Here is a 25,960-nt window from a genome sequence, read left to right on the forward strand (position 1 = left end):
GGATAAAAACCGTGGATTGTTTTACGGTGTATAGCCGCGTCATAGACTTCTTTTTGAAGTCTATGACGCGGCTATTTTTTTCGCTGATCATTTTGTTCTTATTTTTTCTTGTTGTTTCCTGTAGGCTAACAAGCAGTCTTGAAGAAATTCTGCTTCATCCTCTGATAAGATTTCCTTTTTGTTGTTAAGTGAAGCGAAATTAGTAGTGATTTTGGAAATAGATCTATCATTGTCTGAATTATCTGTGGCATGCAATTGCTTATTACTTGAGTTATCTAAGATCATTCCAATGTAAAACAAGTTTATTACTACAAGCAATTTTAGTTTGTCTCGAAAATTAAAGGTTTCTATAGCATAAATTGCAAGAAAAGATAAACGATCCTCGTAATCAAAACTTTGAATATCGTTAGACTCGAGATTGTCAAGTAGTCCTTGTACATATGGATTATCAGTAACTTCTTTCTTGATGTTTACCAATAAATCAAACTTTTGCAATGTGGTTGCTTTAGAACGTATCACATCCAGGAAATCGTTAATGATATTGTTTAACTCTTCAATAGCTTTCTTTAATTCTTCCGGAGATTTGTCTATGTATCCGGCAATTATTAATGCTTCTGGATCACCTCCTGTAACCTCAGAAATAGCTCTTGAAAGTTCGTCAGATGCAGGAGGTTTGGCTCCTGTTTTTAACTTGCTTAGGTATGATCGATCAATGGAAATACCATTCTCTTGTAATCGTTGACAGATGACAGAAAGTGTTAACCCACTTTCTTTAATATAATTATTTAAAAGTCCAGCATAATTCATTATAAACACCCTCTCTAAATAAAATTCTACTATAAAAATGAACAATTATTCAACATGTGACTTTCAAGTGCAAGTTTTTATTGACATAGAATAGATATCGAAATACAATAGTGACTAATAAAACACTTTGTGACTGATGAGTCACAATCGGAAAGGGGGTCAACTTTAGGTGCTAATAAATCGTCCACAAACTATTTACGATGAAAGTCTGAGGGGATATATGATCAGATTGTCTGAATCCAACTATAATGTTCAAGAAACCTTTAAATTATATAAAGCAACAGGGCTTTATAAATATAACAAACCTAAAAATTTGATGGTACTTGATTCGGAATCTGATTTGAGTGAGTTGGCTGAATTATCAGGAAGAGACGTTAAACAACTCGAATTATTAACTTTTCAACCCTATTTACATAATGTCCTTTCAGTGAAATCGGCAACATTAAGTTACCATTTTGACCATTTCGGTACGTCTATGTATCGAAGTCAAGTATGCCCTCAATGTCTTAGAGAGCATGGATATATGAGAAAGATTTGGGATCTCACAGTAGTAACAACATGTCACATTCATAATTGTAAGTTGCTTGATCAGTGCCTTGCTTGCAACAAGATATTATCACCTTACCGTAAACGAATCAATTTTTGTGATTGTGGTTTTGATCTCAGAGGACTGCCAGATTTAGATTCACTGAATTTTGAAATAAGTAAACTTCTTCATGGAAAGTTGTATGACATAAAATCGAAGTCACCAAATGAATCAACGTTCTTTGATAATCACTCTTTTTTCACATGTGTATGTTTAATTTTGTGTTTTGCTGGTGTAATTTCAGGTGAATTTTATAAGGAAAAAAGACTCAAATATTCTCAACCGCTGCAAGATTCCAAAATGCCAGAGTTAGTTCAAATCGTATACGAGCTTTTTCAAGGTTGGCCTAGCAATTTTTATTGTTTATTGGATGCATATCGGATTGTAAAGAAAAACAATAAAAAGGTTTTTTGGAAGTTCCATAATTTAATATTTAATAAACTTAATTTTCCACATTATAAAAATATACAAGAAGCATACAAACAGTACTTCTCGAAATATGGAGATACAGGATATTGTTTTGTGGAAACTTTAACTTACAATAACAAAAAGTTTTTGGATTTACTGCAAATTAATGAAGAAGATTTCAAAAAAATATTAAAACCTTTTAATGGTATAAGTCAATCAGTGAGGAAAAGGGTAGTTTATCGTCAAAACAAAAACAATTTGAATCCGGATGACAAATTGGTAACAACACAGGTTATGATGGACAGTCTAGGAATATGTATTGAACAAGTTAATGCATTTAGAGAACGTGGGATTATTCAAGCAATTCGTGGCCCAGAAATAGATGGATTTAGAAAATGGCTATTTTCTAATAAAGCTTTACAACAACTTCTAAATACTCTTAATAAAAGAGTTATTTATAAGATAGATGATAATGAGTTACTGATAGATATAAAACAGGCAAAAAAAATTGTGTCAACTTGGGGATTAACATTTTGCGATTTAATAGAGGGAATTTTGAATGGTGAAATACGAACGTATTCACGAAAAAAAGATAGCGGACTTAAAGAATTAAGATTTGTAAAAGATGATATCATGAAATTTTTAAAAAAAGACAATATGAATGTCAATGAGATTTCAAGAGAGCTGAAAGTTTGTAAAAAATATATTTATTCATGGACACAAAAAGGATATCTGATCTCTAGTTCATTAAGTAGTGGTGCGGTTGTAATAATAAACAAGACAGATTACTTGCGCTTTAAGAAGACATACATAACAGGAAGTGAGGCTTTAAAACAGCAGACACGAGTCAAATCTGTTGAAAGTTTAGTCAGGTTTCTAAGGGAAAGAGACATTGAGCCGGTTTCTGGGCCAAAAGTTGATGATGGACATGGATATCTATTTAAGAGGGATGAACTTCTTTATTATTGGTTAAGCCAGATGAGGGAAAAATAAATTAGAGATTAATAGGTTTATAGTTTACTAGAGTTGGAGAATCTAAGAACTATAGGAAGGAGGCGAAATCATGAAGAAGCAACCCGCCAGACGCATTAAACCTATCAAGGGTAGGCATTATCGATGGAAAATTCCGCTTCTTAAGAACAATTGCATGATTCATTGTGAAAGCCGGTTAGAACGAAATTTCGTTCGTTTGCTTGACTTTGATCGTGATGTGCTACAAGTGGAATCGCAGCCTGTAGGTCTATTATATTATTACAAAGGAAAAAACAGAAAATATTATCCAGATTTCAAAGTCATAACTAGCGATGGACATGTTCGAATAATAGAGGTAAAACCAAAGTCAATGACGCAAAAGCCAGAGAATGTCATCAAATTTATTATTGGCCGTATGTATTGCGAATTGCAAGGCTGGGACTATCATATCGTTACCGAAGAACAGATTTTCCGTGGCTATTTTCAGGAGAATTTAGATAAACTCCGGGCTATGGGCCAGGAATGGACGGAATTCAATGATCTGGTTTATGTTCTTCACACTTTGCAGAATACTGGTTCCTCCACCCTTGAAATGCTTCAATCGAACTGCAATGATCTGGACGAATCAACGTTTTATAAATGTATTTATAAGCTCATTTATCATCAAAAGGTTTATACAGAATTAATAACTGAAGAACTTGGTGAAGAAACTATGGTTTCCATTCAAAATGAAGAGGTGAATTGAGATGCAGGGATTTGCTATATTACCAGGACTACGGTTTATGTGGAAGGATAGAGAGTTTCTCGTCAGGAAAAATTTACTTCATGACGAAATTGAAGTGACCAATTTGTCTTACAACTTGGTTGAAATATATTCTGTAAACGAGTTGCTAGAAGCTTGGAACGAAGAGCAGCTAATTGTTAAACGGGATTATTCCGTGAAAGAAGCAGAAGTAACACAACATGATGTCGACATGTATAGCAATGATGAATGGAACGTCATAAATAAACGATATAGGATATTAGAGCCTATCTTACAGGGAGAAGTAAAACCTAAAGATTATGTAGGCTATATTAACTCTCTCCCCGGTGATTTAAGGACATTTGTCTCCTCTGTGTCTACATTATACCGATGGAAGAGACGATGGGATGAAACTCACGATAAACGAAGTTTGTTGCCGCGAGACAATCTGAAGGGATCCAAAACATTTAAGATCCCGATAGAAATACAACTTATCATCGAGAGATTATTGAACAAGTATGATAAAGAGGGACTTGATGTATCCAATCGAAGAATACACATGGAAATGAAGGAGGAACTTAAAAAGCTTAATGAGACTCGACCTGAGGATGGTAAAATCACCCCGTGTGGAAAAGCAACAACCAACCGGGTAATTCAACATCTAAGGAAGACGTACTTAAAGGATCGCGCTAGACATGGTACCGTTCAAGCAAATTTAAATAAATATGGCTCTACAGCTGAAGTATATGTAGAAAGGCCACTTCAGCGGGTGGAAATTGATTGGACCCCACTTGATCTATTTGTAGTCGATACTCTGAATTCCAAGAAGGAACGATTTCATTTAATTCATGCCGTTGATAAAGCAACTGGTTATGGACTAGGATATGAACTGTGGTTGGGAGAACCAAACGCAAAAGCAATAAAGCAGTGTTTACTTCATGCCATGCTGCCCAAAACGCATATTCGAACGTTATATCCAAGACTTCAACACGATTGGACAGCATATGGCAAGCCGGAAGTAATCGTAGTCGATAACGCCAAGGTGAACGATGCAGCGGATTTGGAAGAATTTTTTGGGCTAATTGGTATTGAAGTTCAGTTCTGTCCTGTGAAAGCCGGGCACCAAAAGGGGACAATTGAGCGCATGTTTCGAACCATGAATGAAAAGATTTTCCACAGTATTCCCGGTACCAGCTTTTCAGATCCTAAGATGCGCTCTCTCTATGACTCTACTGGAAAAGCGTGCCTAACGCTTAAGGCACTACATGAAATTATTCATATTACTATGGTTGATCTTATCGCAAATGATTATAGCCTTTCACGTGGGGGAACACCAGCATTCTTATGGGAGCAAGGACTTAAAGACTGTAGAGTGCATAGAACGCTCCCTATGCAAAAGAAGGATCTAATTATGCTATTATCAACCGGAATCGAATATCGAAATATTACGAACAAAGGTATTGAACTGGAAGGCCAATTTTTCCAAAGTACGGATTTGATGCTGTTATTGGATCAAATGAAGCGTAAGAAGAGAGATACAAGTGTCCGGATACGGTTTAACCCTTCGGATATGCGAACAATTTATGTATTTAATGAAGAAAGTGACCAATATCTCGAGGCTAAACCTGTTCGAAACAGTCTACGAAAGAAACATATCGATGAAAATCATCCGGTTCATTGGGCTCAATTGAAATATCATTGTCATCGGAAAAATAAAGAATATAACGAATTTGACACAACGCATTTGGTGTATGCTTATCAGAATGTGGAAGCTATTGTCCAAAACAGTCGGAAAGAAATCTCTCAACTAGAGAAATTACCCGATGATCAGAGAGCCGTTGAACATTATAAGCATCTTTCTTCAATCCAACTACTTCATGAAGCTCAAATAGCTCCGGAGAAACTTGAAACATTAAAATTTTTAGGTGAGATATCACCGATTGTAGAGGTTCAATCTATAAGGACGGCAAAGAGGGGAAATGGGAATTTAAAATCAAATGATACGATTTCTCAGAATTTCGCGAGTTTAGCAGTAACTGAAGTAATCAAAGCAACTACTGATTTACCTCCATTACTTTTCGAAGATGAGTTGGATGATGATTGGGGAGTTACATTTCGTTAAATATACTTTGCAAGAGAGGGAAGACGAATGAAATCAACTACATTTAGTTCACTCAATGGAATAGCACTAACTTTCAGTGAACCTGAATATAAAGAAAGAATTGAACATGTTAAGAAAATCATCGTGAGGCATCCGCAATATGAAGAAGTATATAACGAACTCGAGGAAGTGCATATCACTTCGCAGGGATCTGTACAAGCATCACAACTCAATCTAAGTGGCCGGACAGGTGCTGGGAAAACAACCATAGTAAAGCAATACGTAGAGAGGCATCCAAGAAAGTTAACAGATACGGGAACAATCATTCCGGTATTGTATGTAAAGGTTCCGCCTCGATTAAAAACTCCAAAAGCCTTAGCATCAAAAATTTTAGGGGAGATGGGCGATTTATTCGCAAACTCAGGTACTGATGAGGAGTTGGGCAGAAGTATCGTTCAATTTGTTCGTGATTGTCAGACAGAAATGATCATCCTTGATGAATTTCAACATTTGATCGATCGGGATACCCTTAATGTTCTCGCTACGGCATCGGATTGGCTCAAGTTACTTACAGAAGAGTTAAATATTCCAGTTATCTTATGTGGACTACCAGAATCGAAAGATATCTTTGAATATAACGAACAGATAGATGGGAGATATCCGAGAAGAATTATATTGGAACCATTTGGTTTTGAAGAGCAAGCACAACAGAAAAAATTCCGATTATTCTTAAAAAAGCTAGATGGGGAAATGCCATTCTCAGAATATTCGAACCTTAGCGATCCAATGTTAGCATCTAAAATCCATTATGTAACTGAGGGGGTACCACGCTATATTAAAGATATATTAATCGAGGCGACAAAAACTTCATTAAAACGCGGAATTGATTACATAAATGAGGATTCACTTCATGATGCCTTTCATCGGCTAACTCGTTCCAATCAAAGATATGCTATTAATCCATTTGGGGACGCACGATTTAATTACTTTGACGCTATAGAGATCAAAAGAAAAAAAGAGACTGCATTTATTAATTCTCAAAACGACAATTCAAAGCGGAATAACAAGAAGCAAACAAAAAAAACTTCATAATTTACTACATCTCCAAACACCTGTAACCTACAGGTGTTTTTGTTTTTAAAAGATAAATATTACATTTTTATTCTAGTATTGTATCGTATCATTGCGGGAATACTAGATTCATAGAGAGGAGATAATAGTACATGTTGATTAATAGGCCGAATCGTTATACGGATGAGAGCACGTCTAGTTATTTATATAGATTAAGCAGAGCCAACTATAGACCGATTGGTGTATTGCTAGCATTCTTTAGGATTTCAAGAGCAGAATGGTTAAAGAATATGTTTTCGGACAAACAGCTTTCCTATATTGCATCGCATATTAATAAAAAAAGTGATTTGTATCAGGGAACCTACCATAATTTTCTGAATTTAATGGGCCACAATAACGATTCACATCTGTTGAGCAATCGAATGAAATATTGTCCAGATTGCTATAGAGAGAACGCATATCATAGAACAATTTGGGGTTTTAAACCGATAACGATCTGTTTACGGCACGCTTCAAGATTAAGGGATACTTGCCCAAACTGTCAGAAACCAGTTGTCATGGATCAGTTCATGAACGGCTTTTGCAAGCAGTGTAAATACGTTTACCATCAAACAAAGTCACTATCGATCTCTAGTGACTCAATAGAATATGAACTGCAAAGTGGGCTTCATGCAGCACTAATGCATGAAGCTAAAATGTTTAGAAATATTGGCGGATTAAACCTAAACCAATTCTTAGTTTTGGCCTATCATTCCTTTCACTTGCTGGAAGAATTGCCATCATTCCTCAATGAATCTAAAAAACAGATCAGAATTTTTCATAACCGTCGTGGTGGCATGCAGCAAAATGAATTATTAGCAGAAGCCTATAATCATGTTTTCTGGATGTATCATGACTTTCCATATCGGTTTCATCTCGTCTTATCTGAGTTTTTAAAGAAGCCAAGAAGGAAGCTGTATGTACAGAAGAAAACGTTCGAAGCTTTATTTGATTTAGAAGGTTTTGATTTAATCAAAAATGAATATGAACTATTTTGGGTTAAGGAGTTGGAGAACGGCACTGTTCGAAAGGATCTGTCGATATTTAAACAGAATCAAGATTTATTGCTTTCAAAAAGACATCTACGAAAAGAAGAAGTTAAGCAGCTTACAGGAATGTCTTATCCAAAATTAGAGTCACTTCATGAATCTGGTCAAATTAACATTATGTCACGACAAAGGGGGAAAACTACCCAACATTTTATTGAGAAATCTACTATTGACCATCTGAGTAAGGAGAAACAAAACTACATAAATAAGAGAGAGGCAGCACAAATTTTAGGTATTCAGAGGAATTCTATTTCTCAACTTGTTAAGGAAGGGCTTTTGGATGAAGTTCAAACTGCATTTAGTCAGCAAAAGCTTATTCTGAAGGAAGAGGTAGTAAGTTTATTAAGAAAATCACGAGGAAGGCTAAATCCTATTATGGACGGAATCAAGTATCAACAAGTACTGATTAAGTACACTGTAAACGGATTAACTATTTCGAAGCTATTAAAATTTATTCATCGAAAGGTCTTGATCCCAAAATTATTGATTGCTAATGGAAATTTATCGAACACTTGGTTTCGGGAAGAAGAGTTACTACGATGTGTAGAAATCTTAAAACAAGAAAAGCAAATGACTAATGGGATGTATATGCATGACGTTATGCACTATCTGAAAATTGGAGAAAGTAAGATGAAGAGATTAATGGAAAGCGGGCAACTGGCACCGGACAAAGTAATCGTATGGAAAGACGGTAGAAAACGATATTTATTCAGTAAAAGTAAAGTGGCTGTTTTTAAAAAGAATATGTCTAAGTAGGTAACTCGTTAAAAAGGGAAGGAATCAGGAGTTAATAAATTCCATCAATTAGAAGCATATTGGTGATTGCTTGAAAATATAAAACTAACTAACCACTAATGTGATGCTATTCTATTAGATTTGTTATAAATGGTGATCCAAAACAAAGAGGAAAGTGATAAAACGTGCACTTTCCTCTTTGTTTTTGGATCTTATGGAAATCAATGTTTTATGTTCTTTTCTCGCGTAAAAAAAGGAAATAATGGTTAAATTGTCGAAATGTATAATATGTGATTTGAATCGATCTTGGGTTGTTGAAATACCTAGAAAAAATTACAACCCAATGAAAAACGACACAAACACTATAAAATTTCCTATATCGTATCTGAAGAATAGAAAACTGACAAAAGGAGGGGGTCTGGTGCCCCTATTTGATATAATTCCTGATTCCTTCTTCTCCCTACTATCCTCCAAACATCGACATATCTATTTGAGGGCTCTTTTTGTTGTTCAGGAATGCTTTCAACGAGAAATAACCGTTCGCAAGGATGATTTGGTATCTATGCTGATATCATCTCTTGAAGATCAGATATATTACTACGACGGCGAAGAAAATGAGTTGCTTGAGACGAACGTCTCTGAGCGGGCGCATGCCCTTTTAAGAAAATTCCGGGAAACGAGATGGCTAGAATTGGAGCAGGTCTCCAATTCTTTTGATGAACACTATATCATCCCGGATTATTCCTTAAAGATTATTACTGTGCTAAAGGATATTAATGATGATCAGCAGAAGGATTACAATTCGATCGTTTCATCTACCTATTTCACATTAAGAGGTGTTGAGCAAGAGAAAGGGGAGTACGCATACGATGCTCTTGTTCAAACCCACCGGATGACGTTTGAACTCCGTGATAACTTAATTCGACTATTGAATAATATGCGCCGATACCATCTCATGGTCCAAGAAATATCTGAAGCCAGCGGTATTCTTCAACAACATTTTGATATATATCAAGATGCTGTCAATGAGAGGATCTACCACCCACTCAAAACATTTGATAGTGTAGATCGTTTTAAGGTCAGCATTACCCGAATTTTGCGTTCTTGGGTGATAGATGATCAATTCATTGAAACGATGTCTTCTCGATCGAGAAATTCGAATAAAGCTTCTGTTCAAGAGGAGATATTACACCAAATCAACGAAATTATCGATATCTACACGGTTGTATTGCCTAGGCTAATTGTTGAAATTGATCGTAAGCACAATGCCTATATACGGGCTACAGTTCAAAGGTTTCAGTATTTAACGAATCGTGATCGCGACTTTAAAGGTCGCTTAATTTCAATATTAAATCAAACTAGAAAATCAAAATCCATTGAGTTTATAAATGAACTTAATAAATTTCCTTTCTTCAAAACGGAATTTATTAATGAAGAGTCGTTATTTAAAGGGCACAAACGGAGACAACTCCATGAGCCCGATGATGTGGATGATCCAGAACTAGATGAATCTCTTATGAATCAGGAGATCAATCATTTAAAAGAAAAAGCAAAGAAGGCAATTACACGCAAGAAAGTAGTTCAATTTATCGAGCAACTGCTTGAAACTCAGAATGAACGATCCAGTCGGGATCTAGTGTTAGTTGACATGGATGATTTTCTTAGCACAATTATGTCCGTTATTATTAGCGACGAGAACGACATTCCTTTTGATGTTGAATTTCTTGAAGGTGATGTTCTCATTAACGGATACCGAATTCCGAATATGTTGTACAAGAAGGCGGGTGAATCCCATTGAAGTTCCTAGAAACATATGTGGGTTTTAGTGAATCAGAAAAAGAGTTGTTCGCCAAAGTTATTAATGTCCTTCTGTCTCATACATTTGTCGTGAGAGACAGTATAAACCCCAAAACTTATTCTATTTCGACGAATCGTGACTTTCATTTCATTGCTCGCTATCAAGATGAGATTCAGGAATATCTCTTGTTGTCTGGATGGAAACTGGAAATCGATGAGGTTTATGGTTTCTGTTCTGTTTCCAATACCTTTGGGAGTCAAAGAAAAACCTTGGATAAACTGGAGACCGTGATACTATATGTTCTTCGATTGATTTACGAGGAAGACCGTGAAAAGCTTCAGCTAAGTCATTATGTGATAACATCTATAGGCGAATTAATGGGGAAAATTGAATTATTCCGACTATATGAAAAAATACCAAAAAAAACTCATTTGAATGAAGCACTCCAAACTCTCAAGTACTATCACATAATTGAACGGATGGATGGGAACGACATGAGTGAAGACTCACGCATAGTCATCTTACCAACTATTTTGCAACTCATAAATAATGAGAAGCTTCGGAACCTAGAATCGTTGATAATAGAATCAAATGACGCAGAAGACTTATCTGTAGGGGAAGAAATGGAGGGATTGCAATGAAACTCTTAAATAGGGTTTACATCAGACATTGGCACCATATTATCAACCAAACAATCCCTTTTTCTATGCTGAATTTTTTAACTGGTAAAAATGCGGCCGGTAAGACAACCTTTATTGATGCATTGCAGTTTATATTAATTGGTGATAAAAGAGGTAGTTATTTTAATAAGGCTGCTAATGAGAAGGCTGATCGCTCATTGAAAGGTTATCTCTTTGAACTAACTGGTTATAATGACAACACCTCCAGTTACGTATATAAACGTGAAGGAAAGACCTTTAGCACGTATTTAATGGCTGAATTTCATGACACCAAGCTTGATTCCTTTTTTACCATCGGAGCGGTATTTGATTGTTATAAGGATCTAGATTACGAGATGAGATACGTCGTGTTCGAGGATAAGTTGCCTGATCATGCTTTTACCCAAAACAATAAACTCATGAATTTGGATATGCTAAAGTCATACTTTCAGCAGAATTACCCTATACAGACTTGGGAAATGGTCGAGTCACCCGAACGTTACCAACAATTAATGAAAAAACTTTTTGGGCCTATTAAATCTAATTTTACTGAGCTATTACGTAAGGCCGTACCATTTTCACCAATAATGAACATAAAGGAGTTCATTACACATTTTGTTTGCAATTCACAGGAAAATATCGACATTGAGCATTTGAGAGATAATATTCGACATTATAAAATATTGGAACGCCAAATGATTCAAATCAAGAAGCAGATCCAACAACTTGAGCAAATTGAGGAGAAATATCAAGAATATCTAGGCTACATCAATCAAGAGCACCTCCATCAGTATTACTTAGATCAGGCAAATGTAGATAAGAAAAAGGAAGCAATTGAACGCTGTCTATTGGCTATTCATGACAACAAAGAAGCGATTCAGTTGGAGGAAGATCATCAAAGGAGCTTACATAGCCAAATCGCTCTAAAAAAGTTGGAGTTATCGACATTAATTGAATCAAATGCCTCTATAGAGAGTGCGTGGAATAACCTTAACCAGCGTTTTACCATTGCGAAAATGGAACTAACCGCCTCTGAATCTGCTAAGCATAAGGTGGAGAACACGATTGGACTGCCACTTAGAAAGTGGAAGGCGCTGATTTATGAAATACGTTCATATAGTTCTGAACTTTCTATTTTATCCGAGTTAGAGAATGCGGTTCATCATTTTTCTCATAATTATGAGAACACCCCGTTCGCTTTCAAATATGAAGAAATCAATTTTCTAAACAATGTGATGAAAGACTTTTTATCAGAGATTAGACTAGAAGTAGCGTCCCAAGTCAACCAACTAAACACATTGAAACAACAATTCCAAACTATCGAGACAAAATTAACTTCATTACGAAACGGAATCAAAGAATATCCCGAACTGGGTGTATCTGTTTTACGAGATGAGATCATTGCGAGACTGAGTAAGAAGTATCAAGAACAAGTGCATATATCCGTTTTTTGTGAGCTATTAAAGATTAAAGACCCTGTTTGGACAGATGCAATTGAAGGGTACCTAAACACTCAAAAGTTTCATTTAATTGTAGACCCGAAATATTTCAAAGATGCATTAAATATCTATGATGAAATCAAACATGAGAAAAAACTCTATAATATTGGTCTTGTTGATGTGAAAAGGATTATGGCAGTCCACCCGCGCACGATTGAGGGTAGTTTATCCGAGGAGATCATTACTGATGACCCATTTGCAAGAGCTTATGCAGATTTCTTATTAGGCCAAGTCATGAAAGCTTTTCACGTTAATGAATTCGAAAAATATAATCGCGCCATTACTCCAGGATGTATGTTGTATCAGGGGTATGTCGCCCGGCAACTTCATCCCAATTCATACAAAACTCCATATATTGGACGGGACGCCATTTTGGTGCACATTCAACAATGTGAAGAGCAACTTGATGTATTACAAACTGAGATGGATCACCGTAATGAAAAATTTAGAGTTTATCAAGTTTGGTCCAACCGTGAACCGTGGAGTACCGCTGAATTATCGAGTTTGTTTAGTACTGATTCAACAATAGGTTATCTTCAGTTGGCTGTACTGTTTGTAGAACTTAAACATAAACTTGAGGCGGTGCAAAGCGAACTTTTACGTTTTGATCAAAAGGAACTCCTCAATTATCAGGATGAAAAACAATTTCTAGAAGCTCGAATTCAGGAAATGGAAACTATCATTTCTGATAATGACAAGAAAATAGGCAGACTTAATCTAGCATCAGAAACGCTTGCACAGCAACGAATTGATGGTGAAACCGCTGAAATCGAATCCAGAAAATTGGTCGAATTATCATACCCACTACCGTGGCGAACTGAACTTGGTGAACCCTCATATAACGAGGTGCTTAAAAAATGGGGAAGCTTAAATAAAATGATATCTATAATCGTTCCAATTATGGATGAAATTAGAATGAACAAGAAAGAAGGATTTGATAAGGTCGTTCAGCTGCGGGATCAATATAGATCCGATAACAAGGGGTGCTCATTAAAGTATACCGACTTAACAAACGATGCCTGGCTAAACGAACTAAACCAACTCCAGGATACTGCTCTTTCTAGCTACGAAGATAAAATTAATCTAGCGAAACACAGAGCGCAGGTACAGTTCCAAGAGGACTTTATAAGTAAATTACGCGCGAATATCGAAAATGTCCGCGATGAGATAAACGATCTCAATCATTCAATTGCTAATTATCCGTTCGGTAGAAATAGATACGAATTCGATATGCGACCTAATCCACAGTATATCGAGTTTTATAAGATGATCATGGATGATCTATTAGTTCAAGGTTTTACGCTGTTCTCTTATGAATTTATGGATAAACATGCTGAAGCTGTTGACTCGCTATTCAAGCAGATTCTTGATACGGGTGAGGATTACTCTCCTGAACATTTGAAGAAATTAGAAGAGAATCTGGCAAAGTTTGTTGATTATAAGACCTATTTAGATTTCGATTTAATCGAGCTTGGTGAAGATGATTCTTCATCCAGATTATCTAAAGACTTATCTACTAAATCTGGTGGAGAAACACAAACGCCGTTTTATATTGCTGTTCTTGCGTCATTTATGCAGACGTATCGAGTAAAGGTTAGTGCTCATAACAATACACCGCGACTTGTTATCTTTGACGAGGGCTTTAGTAAAATGGACCACCAGCGTATCCAAGAAAGTATTAAACTCATTCGAAGCATGGGACTCCAACTCATTATTTCTGCACCAACCGAAAAAATTGCGGATATCGCACCATTAGTGGATCGCAACTTGATCGCAGTCCGAGTTGGGGAGCAGTCTGTCATTAAATCATTTGATCCTGCTGAAATTTTGGAAGGTGAGTAAACATGAACTTCGCTAAAGATATACTAAATGAATTAATCAACAAGTATAATAACAGCTTTCACCGCAAAGGCAGTGCAAAGATTAATCGTAGAATTAAATACGAGTTTACTGAGACTGGTCTTCCTGAGTATTTCCGCGATGGGCTCCAGAATCAAAGAGATATTATCAACCACGAAATGATTATATTAACTGGGATGGATTTTATTTCGATAGATTGGGTCTATGACAATCAAATTATCAATGCAGTGTATTTAAACATTGAAAAATCTGATCGTGTTTGCGAATGGTTGGGTAGACCGAAGATGAGTACAATAATCGAGGAGCGGACTGTTTGGTTTACGCAGCTAGCATCCAAGTTGGAAGGGACTTGGATGCTAGGTTTCGCACAGGATTGTTTGTCCAAACTTAACAAACAAGACCTACCTAGTGTTGCTCATGATCTATCATTGCTGCAACTACTTGAAAAAGCTTTGGTAGGATTAAAAGACAAAGGTGAGGAGTCCTTACCTGAAAGGCTATTTAGTAAAAAGTACTTGGGAGATAGTAAAATTTTTGAGAGGCATTTACGGAATAGAGTTATATCTCTTTATAAGAAATATTCTGGCCAAGTTTATGATTGGGAAGTAGATGTTCATGTCCTTGAAGAATTAGGGATCGAAACATCCAATGAAGAGCCTCAGGTTATTGGAAACATTGTATATGAACTAAACGAGAACCGTATCGATTTAAGTCTTTTTCATTATGGAATTGGCTTGAATAAGCAAATGATTCGGGTTGGGAAAATCTTAGATGTGAAAGCTGATCAATTACTCATTATTGAAAATAAAGCTGTATATCTGGAGTATATCAAAAAACATAAAAAGAATAACGAGGTAGTTGTCTATGTTGGAGGTTTTCCAGGAGTATATAAAAGAATACTATTAATGCAGATTTACAACTCCGCTACTCATAACAGAACTGATTTCAAATCATTCTTTTGGGGGGATATTGATCTCGGGGGGTTCAATATTTTCATTCATATTCGCGAGAGGGTCATACCTGATTTGCAAGCCTACAATATGAACAAGGATATTTTTCTTAAATATAAATACTACGCTGAACCGATAGACATCACGTATAGAACTAAGTTATCTCGCATGGTGGGAGATCTACGCTATGAAACTTTTCAACCAGTCCTAGAAGTTATGCTTAAAGAAGGCCTACGTTTAGAACAAGAAGCGCAGCTTCTTTAATATATTTCATTGATGATAATTAGAATAATTAGTATCTGTTAAAAAACAATTGAAGATATAAAAGTAGAAACAATAAATAAGAAACATGGTAATAAATAAATAATTGGGAGGCGTTCTATAATGTCTTTAAAAATAACTGATATAGAAAAATGGCTTAGAGAAGACAGGAGTCACACAGTCGATCCTAATTACTATCATCTTATGCTGAAAGAAGAACCGAGTGATCGTGCTTTAATTATTAAGCAGCTAAAAAAGTTGTATTACGAAGCTCATGAAGACTATAGACGTCATTTTCGTTCTCTCATGAGGTATTCATTAGACCCGTTAAATCCTTCGGATGAGAAAGATCCCGCCTACGGGTATCCAGAATTATTGGACATGACTACATTAAAAGGGTATTTCGGTGAAGTTTTTGGGGCTATTATAGCAGAAAATTTTGCCCCATTTAATGAGAAAACATGGAAGGTTCCCGCTTTCTTTTTTCGCAATCATCACCAAGCTTTCGATGCTCTTGAAAAATATAAAAGAACAGGAAAAATAAAAAAAGCTACTATGGGGCGAACAGGCGATGACTGTCTGGCTTTTGTAATGGATACTAAGGGTTCAATCAAGAAAGTACTGTTCTGTGAAGCCAAATGTTCAGCAGCCCACAAGAAAACGCTAGTAGATGATGCTTATGAAAAAATAAGTGATTCAATGCCTATTCCAGTTGAAACATTGAGAATTATCGATATTCTCGAAGACTATGATGATGAGGAATCGGCAAAATGGGTAATTGCATTACGTCAACTATATTTAGAAGATAAACCTAGTTGTGAAAGGTTTGATCTGATTAGTTATATTTGTGGTCAACATCCAATAAAAACGAAGACTTGGATTTCTAATAATAAGATCTCTCCTTTATACACAGGAGGGCGTAAGTTAAAGGTAGTCGAATCGCATTTATTTGATATTGATACATTCATTTGTGAAATATACGAAAAGGCGGTAGTTAGTAAACCATGAATGCTGACAATAAATATCCTATAAAAGAATTACGGGAATTTCAAGAGAAGTTTGCGAGTGAGAAGTTGTTACCTAACTTTGCAAAATTATATAGTCATCACACAAGACTAAATTACCAGCAATCAGGTCTTTTAGGTTGGAATGGGACATCGGAATTTAATAATAGAATAAATGATGCAATTAAACTCATTGATGTAGGATTATTTGATAAAAAACACAATGGCACCAATTGGAGAAGTACTTTGCGACGGGCAGGTGAGGTTCTTGAGTGGCTCTCTCATCCTGATCTTAATACAGAAAAATATCCAACGAGATTTCTTTCTGCCGCTTCATACCAGCTTGCAGGTTATCCTGCAATGGCAACTGGTTTATTAAATGCTGAAAATTTTGATTTTGAAGATTCAGATATTCTGAGGTCGTTGCTGTCAGCTGATTTTCCTCAATTGGATATGTATTTGCATGATTATTGGAGTGAAGAGATAGGGCTAGATACTCAGTCTATCCATGAAGAAATGCTCATCAAGGAGTTAATAAGATCGCTCGGTGTACTTAACATGTACATGCGCTGGGGCGAAGAATCTAGAATTTCAATCGCTCAAGAAAAATTAAAAGCTATCAGTAAGTTACAAACACACCATGAAGATCCGATGTCCTGGCTACTTTCCAAATTATGTTCAGAATTATTTGAAGAATATTATAAAAACTCACTTCGTGATCAAGTGAAAAGCTTAAAGTCTTTAATAACAACTGAGGGAGATAAAGCATTAGATAAATATTTGCGTAATAGTTATTTGGGAAAAAAGTCTTTAGTATGGAGTTCTCAAATTAAAGGGATTCAACAATTACTAGAAAACAAATCCTTTGCTTTGTGTACTCCAACTGGTACAGGAAAAACTACAATTGCTGAGCTTGCAATAATCATGAGTTTGTTTAAGCCAAATGAGTTCGATGAAGATTCAAAGTGGATCGAAGAACTGCTGGGAGATTCTCTGCCATCGGCTATTGCTATATACCTAGTTCCTTCGAGGGCACTAGCAACTGAAGTTGAAATAAAACTGAATACGGTATTTAAAGATATTAGTGATAGACCAGTGAAAGTCACAGGACTATATGGTGGAATTGATTGGGGACCTACAGATGCTTGGATAACTTCAAATGAAAAAACTGTATTAATTTGTACTTATGAGAAAGCTGAGGCACTAATACGGTTTTTAGGCCCGCTGTTTTTGTCCAGAGTATCATTAGTTGTCATAGATGAGGCACATTCTATACAATTTGATGGAAAATATGAGAGTCTTATTAGTTCAGATAATCGCTCACTTAGATTAGAGGCTCTCTCTAACCGTTTAGTTATGCATCTCGATGAAAAAAATTCAAAGGTTATCGCATTATCCGCCGTAGCTGCAGGTGGATCAGATACATTAGCACAATGGGTTAGTGGAAGCCAAAATGCACAGGCTGAAGCAACTTCTTATCGTAGTACTCGTCAATTAATTGGTAGATTAGAATGGAGTAAGACAGGAAATTATAGAATTCTCTATGATATCATGAATGGTTCAGACTTGAAATTTGAGAGAACACTTGACGAAGAGAATGTTCCTTTTATACCTAGACCCTTCACCCCATTTCCAATAAGGTACTCTGAGATCCCTAAAATGTTTACAGGAAAGGGTCCCTCTAAAAAACTAAGACCATATCTATTTTGGGCTGCTATTCAAATGGCAAAGAAAGACGCTCTAGGTAACCATAGTTCTGTGTTAATATCCGTCACACAATTTATTAGTGGGTATGCACAGGATTTCTTATATACTCTTGAAAAACTTTTGAAAAAAATTGAAATACCCGAATTTTTTAACGAGCCCACTCAGGAATCAAATAAACAGTTATGGGAGAAGTGTCTTCGTTCATGTGAGGATTACTTTGGTAACAGTTCAGTGGAGTATAAATTGTTGAAAAAGGGAATTGTAGTTCACTATGGAAATATGCCAGGTTTGACTGCCCGTTTACTAGTGGAGGTGATCAATAAAAAAATTGTTTCAATTGTCCTTGCAACTTCAACATTATCTGAGGGGATTAACTTACCATTTGAAACAGTGATAATTCCTACGGTGATTCGAAATCAGGAACTTTTGCCTATTAAGGAGTTCTCCAATTTAGTTGGTAGGGCAGGAAGACCTGGTGTTGCAACAGAGGGAAGGACTTTGGTTATGTTAGAAGATAATCCTCATGACTGGGGAGATAGACAGCCCGCTGTGAATTATTATACTATTTTAAATCAGTTACATAATTTGGAGGGTAATGTCTCTTCAGCAAAAAGTCCTATTGCTGAATTATTAAGAGAACTTGAAAGCAAATGGAATATTGCCTTTAATTCTAACGATAAGAAGCAGTTTATGAAGTGGCTTGAAGAAACAGTTCCTTTAAAAGATGAAGATAATCTAACCATTAATCTTTCATCTGAGGAACTGCTTGATACACTTGATGGAATTCTTATATCTGCAATTGTAGAGCTTGAATTAATTGAGGAAAAAACAATTTCATTATCTGATCTCGAAGCAAAGCTACAAGGCATTTGGAGAAAGAGTTATGCATATTTTGCATCAGTAGAAAGAGAGTATTTAGAAAAAGTTTTTTTGAAACGGGGATTATCCATTCAAAGTAACATATACCCCAATTTTGTAGATAGAAGGAAAATATACCGAACTAGCCTTTCACCAAGATTTGCAAATGAATTGATATCTTTAATGCCTACTATAAAAATGCACTTATCTAATGGTGTTAATTATCATGGGTGGGATACAGATAAAAGATTAGGATTTATTTTAGAATCAGCTAGCATCCTCTTTTCATTAAAAAAATTTCACGTAAAAGAGTCCGTAGGTAGTGGAAAGGATCCGGCTACTATGGAAGAAGTGCTTCGGTGGTGGTTAATTCCGGATCAAACAGTAAGCAAACCCAAATCTACTCAACTTTCTCAATGGGTTAAATATATTAATAGTAGCTTTACTTATCAGTTCAATTGGGGAATAGGTACTGTTATTTCTTTAATCTTGGATGAATTACATGACGGGAGAATCATCCCAACACGATTAGAAGATTGGACTGACTCTGGATTACCTTGGATTATTTTTTGGTTCAAGGAAATGATTACTTGGGGGACCTTAGATCCAGTTGTTGCGTACTTACTAGCTCGTGGTGTTTGTGATACTCGCAAAGATGCTCTAGAACTTGCAACGCAGTACTATGTTTTTGCAAGTGAACTTGATGTTGACGTTTATAATGCTGTTGTTATTCGTGATTGGGTTATACTTCAAAATATTAAATCTTCTAAAGAAAATATTATATTGATGGACGATATCCCCGTACATCTTATAAGGGATTTCACGAACCAATCTACCGTTGAATGGTTGGTGTACCCCATTTTCAGAGAAGATAAATTAATTTGGATTGATCCCGCAGGATATGAACTTGCATATAGCTTTCTGCCGACTAATGCATTATTGGAAATCAGTAAGATAGATTATATTTTGAATTATAAAGAAAAAATTGTAAGAGTAAAAAAATATATTGAGTAGAAATTGAATAGTGCTAGCAGTTGATCTGCTAATAAACATAAATTGTAAATTTGTGGCTTGTTAATGTATACAAGAGATATAGTACAGAAGATAAAGTGCAAATTTAGATTGTGGGTTTCGAATGAAATAATGTACTAAAAAGCATATTTTGAATGTAACATTACAAACTGAGGGTTCTATTTTTTAACTTAGCGGCTTTGTTACATTGCCCCATGGCTCTGTCCTACCGAAATATTCATCAGTTATTATTTAATATCCATTAGAGGGGACTTAAAAATATGTATATATCAAAAATTGGAATAGAAAATTTTCGTAATTTCAAAAGCAAAGAAATACAATTTAATGATGGTGTAAATGTTATTATCGGTCATAATAATGCAGGTAAAACAAACTTAATAAAAGCGTTAGCTTTGGTACTTGATTCTCAAGGAACAAAAAGATTAGATATTGATGACTTTAATAAACATATTTCATTGGATGAACTTAAAGTGAATCCACCTAAAATTAGTATTACTGTTACCCTTAATCAAAGTGTGGATGAAGATCTAAATTCAGATGATTTGGCGACAGTTGGAAATTGGCTTATTAGATTAGAGGAGCCATATGAAGCATCATTGACATATGAGTTTTTTCTTCCTGAAAAAGAGAAAGATAATTATTTGGCGGCTATTATAACGACCACAGATATAGATATGGCATGGAAAATTATAAAGCATGATTATATTAGACTTTACGTTCATAAAATATGGGGAGGAAATACTGTAACACAAACAGTTGCTGATAACGAATCATTGTTGAAATTCGATTTTCAATTTTTAGAAGCTATACGTGATGTTGAAAGAGATATGCTCAGTGGTAAAAATACATTACTAAGAAGTGTACTAGACTTTTTTATGGATTATGAAATAAAATCCGATGTTGTTAAGCTGGAGGAAGATAAAAAAGCAGAAATTAAAAAGAGAAAACAAGATTTTAATGATAATGCAGTTGAATTACTTAAGGAGCTTCAAACAAGAATGAAAGAAGGTAAGAATAAAATCTTATCATATGCTAGAGATACAGGTGCTTCTTTTAATAAGGCTACACCTAATTTTGAAGGAAGCATATCCGATGTTGAGATGTTCTCTGCATTTAAATTAATATTAGAGTATGGAACTGGTATGAAAATACCTGCAACTCATAATGGCTTGGGATATAATAACTTGATATTTATGTCTTTACTTTTAGCGAAGATGCAAGTTAATGCAGATGGTAAATATTTGGGGAGTAACGCTAAAGTGTTTCCTATTTTGGCTATTGAAGAACCTGAAGCCCATTTGCATCCTTCAATGCAACATCAACTTCTGAAATTTTTGAAAAAAAATAAAACGGAGAAAAAAGTAAGACAAATTTTTGTCACTACTCATTCAACACATATTACATCCTCAGTATCTTTGGATGAGATGATTTGCTTGCACAATGAAGCAGGAGAAACATCAGTAGGCTACCCTGGTAAAGTTTTTCCTTCAGATGGAAAGAGTAAGAAGTATGTTCAACGATTCTTAGATGCGACTAAATCCGACATGCTATTTGCGCAAAAGGTGATTTTAGTGGAAGGTATAGCAGAACAATTACTTCTTTCGATATTCGCAAGATATGAAGGTGTGTCATTAGAGGAAAATCACGTCACAGTAATAAATGTTGGTGGCAGATTTTTTGAACATTTTTTGTATTTATTTAATGGTGAAAATCCAAATACATTAAACAAGAAAATTGTCTGTCTGACGGATAGAGATCCAGAAAGACAAATATCTACAGGTGGTAGATTCAATAAATGTTATCCTTTTGAGTATCGTCAAGTTAACGATATTTATAATTATCAAAACAACCCAAGTTCAAATATATATCCTGTCACAAATACAACAACTAATATTGTTGTTTATAGTCAACAAGAAAATTATGGTAAGACTTTTGAGTATGATTTAATTTTACATAATCCTACTCTTGAATTATTGATAACAGAATCAATGAGTAATCAGTCTGAAATTAAAGAACTTATGACACTTTTTAGGGAAAATAGCAACATTACTAGCTACTTTGATAAACTAAGAGACAGTGATGAAAACAAACGTATTATTGAAAGTGTTACTAGAAATACTTCGTTTACACATGATCAGAAATGTAGAGCGATAATAGCAGCTCGATATCTAAATTCTGTCGGGAAAGGGGAAAACGCACTGGAATTAGCATATACCTTAGAAGAAAATCTGAATAAAGTAGGAACATCTGAGTACAAAGAGTTTATAGTTCCTGATTATATCAGACAAGCCATTGCGTGGATAAGCCAATGATTTCAATAAATTCAGATTCTCTAATTTCAATTGATAATCATTTTAGAGTGTCAGCGGGACCCGGAGCTGGTAAAACTCATTGGTTAGTAGAACATATTAAAAATGTATTACATAATTCTAAAAGATTAGGAATGATAAGAAAAGTTGCATGTATTACATATACAAATGTTGCTGTTGATACAATTTTAGGTCGTTTGGGGACTACGTCCCACCATGTTGAAGTTTCCACGATTCATAGTTTTTTATACAAGCATATTGTAAAACCATATACCTCCTTTCTTAATGCCGACTATGGTTTGAATGTAGCATTAATGGAAGGCCATGATGAAATTATATTATCAAATTATTCTTTTTTGAAAGAATGGAAAGAAAGGACTAGACAGCAAAGAATCACAGATGACAAATTACTAGTTGAGGCATTTAAAGCGGCAAAATGGAAATTTGATCAATCAGTTAATCTGGTTGTGAAGCCTGATTACCCACATAGAGTTGGAGCATATTCCATTAAAAATGATTCGTACTATGAATATAAAAGAATGACCTGGGAAAAGGGAGTAATTCATCATGATGATGTTCTTTTTTTCAGTTATCAATTAATTAGAAAACATCCTTTTATTTTGAAAGTTTTAAGATCCAAGTTCCCATATTTTTTTGTTGATGAGTTTCAAGACACAAATCCAATCCAGGTTGCAATTCTGAGATTAATTGGAGAAGAAGAAACAATTGTTGGTATAATTGGTGATAAAGCGCAATCAATCTACGGTTTTCAGGGTGCAGAACCTTCACAGTTTCATTCATTCGTTTTGCCTAATTTGGTTGACTATGTCATGGACGATAATAGAAGAAGCACGAATCAAATTATTGATATATTAAATACAGTACGTTTAGATATAAAACAGAATAAATTTAGAGATGCAGATGGTGATAAGCCAACAATTATCGTTGGTGAAATGCTTGTTGCGCTTAGAAAAGCAAAAGAGTTGAGCAACAATGAACCACTAAATTCGTTATCTAGACTAAATATTACATCAAATGTACTAAAGCAGGAAATTGGAGGCACTTCATTTAACGATAAGTTAATTGAAGAACTTGCTATTAAAGATGCACCAACAAGTGGAAATAATTATAGAAGTAAAGTAGTTGTAGCTTGTTTAATAGCAACGGTACTGGCTCGTGAAGGAAAATATAAAAATGCTATTAAAGAATTAGAGCGAATTTTTAAGGATGAAAAAGACAAAGATAAAAGAAAAAAAAATGCTCTAAGGTCTCTTTGCTTGCTACTATCTAATTATAACGATTTTAAAGACAAATCGCTGTTAGATTTTCATTCAATTGTAAAAATTCATATTAAACCTGATATTTCAAGATTAGCAAATGGTGCTGCTAAAGCTTTTTATGAAGGGCATAGTTTTCAAAAACTAACATTGTGCGTAAAAATTGATGAGGATATTGGAATCAACAAAACAATTCATAAAGCTAAGGGAGACGAATTTCATAATGTGTTAGTTGTTCTGAAAGAAGAAGGTGACATTGAATTTTTAATGAAACCTAATTTAGATGATAAAGAAGAGCAAAGAATATACTATGTAGCAATAAGCAGGGCAATTGAACGATTATATATCAATATTCCAACATTGTCTGAAGATAATTCTGGAAAATTAAAATTGATGTTCGAAATTGTAAGAGTCTAATTAACATTCTAGGTTTAATAGTTATTGATTGTAGATTGTATTTGTTTTGCTTGTCGGTTGAGAATGGATCTAACATATATATTATACAATTTCACTATTTGTCGAATGCATAATCGTGAATATTGTTTATTTATTCCTCACAGAGGATTTCTCAATTTCTGTGATTCATTTAAAGTCTTTATTTAATGGGAACTAATTATTTTTCATCTTTCGTGAGTCACCTTGCTTATTAAATAAGGTTTTCATTCCCTGTTTTTTGCAACAGTCGTGATCCATCACATTGTTGTGGTGTTATGTCTCATTTACTGTGAGAAAAAAAATTGAATTGTATTTATAGTCAACTGAAAATGTAATAGACGTTAAGAAAGTGCATCTTGGTACTAGATGCACTTTCTTTGTGATTTTTTGTAATTATTAGTATATAACTACCTAGAATTGAAAAGAGGAGTTAGCACTATGGAGTTTTTATTAGTACCTGAACCACACAAGGATGAGATTTTTACTAGTTATTTTATAAGGGTTTGTGAAAAAAATATGAAAGTTTATATTGGTTAAAATGAAGAGCAGCCCTGCGTAGGGTTGACTCTAAAAAACTCCGAAAGCCCTTGAATGTATTGGTTTTCGGAGTTTCTTTCATTACTCCGTTCGTTCTAGACTTAAGGTAGTTAATATTCGCGAGAGCAATAAATCCGGTCTAGTACTTTTTTCTACCATAACTATTTTTGTATGGATGCTAGATTAATTGAGAATAAAATAGTATTAACCTTTTGAGGTGATTACTTATGAAAGAATTATTTTTAGTTCGTCTAGAATTATAGAGAGTGAGAGCTTAATTAACAACTATTTATGTCACACTACACTACAAGAAATTATAACTTGATGCTTTCAGCCAACGACTATTTGCTTACAGCATTTATGCTTATTAGTAGATCAATGTCCATCATGCTCTAAGATCATTGTAATTACAGAATTGATGAATGGAGATTACAGCTAATATCATTTAGAAAATAACCTTACTCCCTTTACTGCTACCAAATAACCAGCCAATCGGTTTTATCTCAACAATCGATTCTTTCCAATAACCTAGTACATTTACATTATTTAGGAATAAAAGATGTAAACACTCTTCTCACTATAGCTAGGAATGCATTCTATTTATTAAATGGAACACTATCATTGACTACAGACGGAGTATCTTATGTAATGTGTTACAGCAACATAAAAGAAAGATCATTAACTGTAACAGATTATCTAGAAATGTGGAAGAATGTGCATTATATCCTCCTTAACTTTTCTACCAATTATTATTTCTTCTTGATTCATATATTTAAGAATAAAAACAAGCATATCTTTTACATACAAAAGCACCGTTATGAATTGATGTTGAATGAAATCGGTCTACCTTTAATAAATGAAGAGCTATCCGTAAATATAATGCAATAGTGGAGATTTTGGATTGCGTTGTGAGTGAAGGGAAGGGAAGGGGAGGAAATATCTCGTTGTTGATCAAAAGATTAAAGATCAAATTGTAGATAGACAAAAATATATAAGTAAATCAGTAGCTGCTAGAAAGCTAGGACTATCTATTACATTAGTTAAGGAAGATAGATTATTAAGAAGTAGTTGTTAAAATTGCAGTAGTAGAAAACCTCTATGATTACTTCTTCCGTATTCAAGCGTGCCATATTTTACGAAAAATGTTCCTCTTATAGTTTGAGAATATAACACACTATTTATTATAATTTGTACTACTTTAATTATATGTTGACAATTCCGATGAGTTTAGTTATATTTAATACATAAATTCCTAATTGCAACA

The 25,960-nt window shown here is 34.7% G+C and carries 14 protein-coding genes; 13 read left to right on the top strand and 1 reads right to left on the bottom strand.

Annotation, left to right across the window (positions count from 1 at the left end; translation table 11 throughout):
• Positions 1-87: 87 nt before the first annotated feature.
• On the bottom strand, positions 88-807 hold the full coding sequence (locus NAG76_14740) for a hypothetical protein (GenBank protein URN93093.1): 720 nt from the start codon (positions 805-807) through the stop codon (positions 88-90).
• A gap of 169 nt (positions 808-976) precedes the next feature.
• Between NAG76_14740 and NAG76_14745 the strand changes: the two genes are divergently transcribed.
• The 13 genes from NAG76_14745 (at position 977) to NAG76_14805 (ending at position 24,141) form a co-directional block, all read left to right on the top strand.
• Entirely contained in the window at positions 977-2,794 is a 1,818-nt protein-coding gene (locus NAG76_14745; protein URN93094.1) for a TniQ family protein, read from the top strand.
• Between the two features lie 70 nt (positions 2,795-2,864).
• Complete coding sequence (locus NAG76_14750) at positions 2,865-3,518, top strand: TnsA endonuclease N-terminal domain-containing protein (protein ID URN93095.1); 654 nt, start codon at positions 2,865-2,867, stop codon at positions 3,516-3,518.
• Position 3,519: 1 nt separating this feature from the next.
• On the top strand, positions 3,520-5,637 hold the full coding sequence (locus tag NAG76_14755) for a transposase family protein (GenBank protein URN93096.1): 2,118 nt from the start codon (positions 3,520-3,522) through the stop codon (positions 5,635-5,637).
• A 27-nt stretch (positions 5,638-5,664) separates the two neighbouring features.
• Complete coding sequence (locus NAG76_14760; GenBank protein URN93097.1) at positions 5,665-6,708, top strand: TniB family NTP-binding protein; 1,044 nt, start codon at positions 5,665-5,667, stop codon at positions 6,706-6,708.
• Positions 6,709-6,839: 131 nt separating this feature from the next.
• A complete protein-coding gene (locus tag NAG76_14765) occupies positions 6,840-8,531 on the top strand; it encodes a TniQ family protein (protein ID URN93098.1) in 1,692 nt (563 codons plus the stop codon).
• Positions 8,532-9,072: 541 nt separating this feature from the next.
• Positions 9,073-10,308, top strand: a complete 1,236-nt coding sequence (locus NAG76_14770; protein ID URN93099.1) for a DUF5716 family protein — start codon at positions 9,073-9,075, stop codon at positions 10,306-10,308.
• Positions 10,305-10,949, top strand: coding sequence for a DUF4194 domain-containing protein (locus NAG76_14775; protein URN93100.1), 645 nt, complete (start codon positions 10,305-10,307; stop codon positions 10,947-10,949). Before NAG76_14770 ends, NAG76_14775 begins: the two co-directional genes overlap by 4 nt.
• Positions 10,946-14,308, top strand: a complete 3,363-nt coding sequence (locus tag NAG76_14780; GenBank protein URN93101.1) for a hypothetical protein — start codon at positions 10,946-10,948, stop codon at positions 14,306-14,308. Before NAG76_14775 ends, NAG76_14780 begins: the two co-directional genes overlap by 4 nt.
• 2 nt (positions 14,309-14,310) lie before the next feature.
• A complete protein-coding gene (locus tag NAG76_14785) occupies positions 14,311-15,540 on the top strand; it encodes a DUF2220 domain-containing protein (GenBank protein ID URN93102.1) in 1,230 nt (409 codons plus the stop codon).
• A gap of 120 nt (positions 15,541-15,660) precedes the next feature.
• Positions 15,661-16,545 carry a hypothetical protein gene (locus NAG76_14790; GenBank protein URN93103.1) on the top strand — a complete coding sequence of 295 codons (885 nt, stop codon included), beginning with the start codon at positions 15,661-15,663 and terminating at the stop codon, positions 16,543-16,545.
• Positions 16,542-20,120 (top strand): DEAD/DEAH box helicase, encoded by a 3,579-nt coding sequence (locus NAG76_14795; protein URN93104.1) that lies wholly within the window; start codon positions 16,542-16,544, stop codon positions 20,118-20,120. The genes NAG76_14790 and NAG76_14795 overlap by 4 nt, the downstream gene beginning before the upstream one ends.
• Positions 20,121-20,398: 278 nt before the next feature.
• Positions 20,399-22,450, top strand: coding sequence for an AAA family ATPase (locus NAG76_14800; protein ID URN93105.1), 2,052 nt, complete (start codon positions 20,399-20,401; stop codon positions 22,448-22,450).
• On the top strand, positions 22,447-24,141 hold the full coding sequence (locus tag NAG76_14805) for an ATP-dependent helicase (protein ID URN93106.1): 1,695 nt from the start codon (positions 22,447-22,449) through the stop codon (positions 24,139-24,141). The genes NAG76_14800 and NAG76_14805 overlap by 4 nt, the downstream gene beginning before the upstream one ends.
• Positions 24,142-25,960: the final 1,819 nt, after the last annotated feature.

The sequence above is a fragment of the Candidatus Pristimantibacillus lignocellulolyticus genome, from assembly GCA_023639215.1.
GTDB classification, from domain to species: Bacteria; Bacillota; Bacilli; order Paenibacillales; family Paenibacillaceae; genus Pristimantibacillus; species Pristimantibacillus lignocellulolyticus.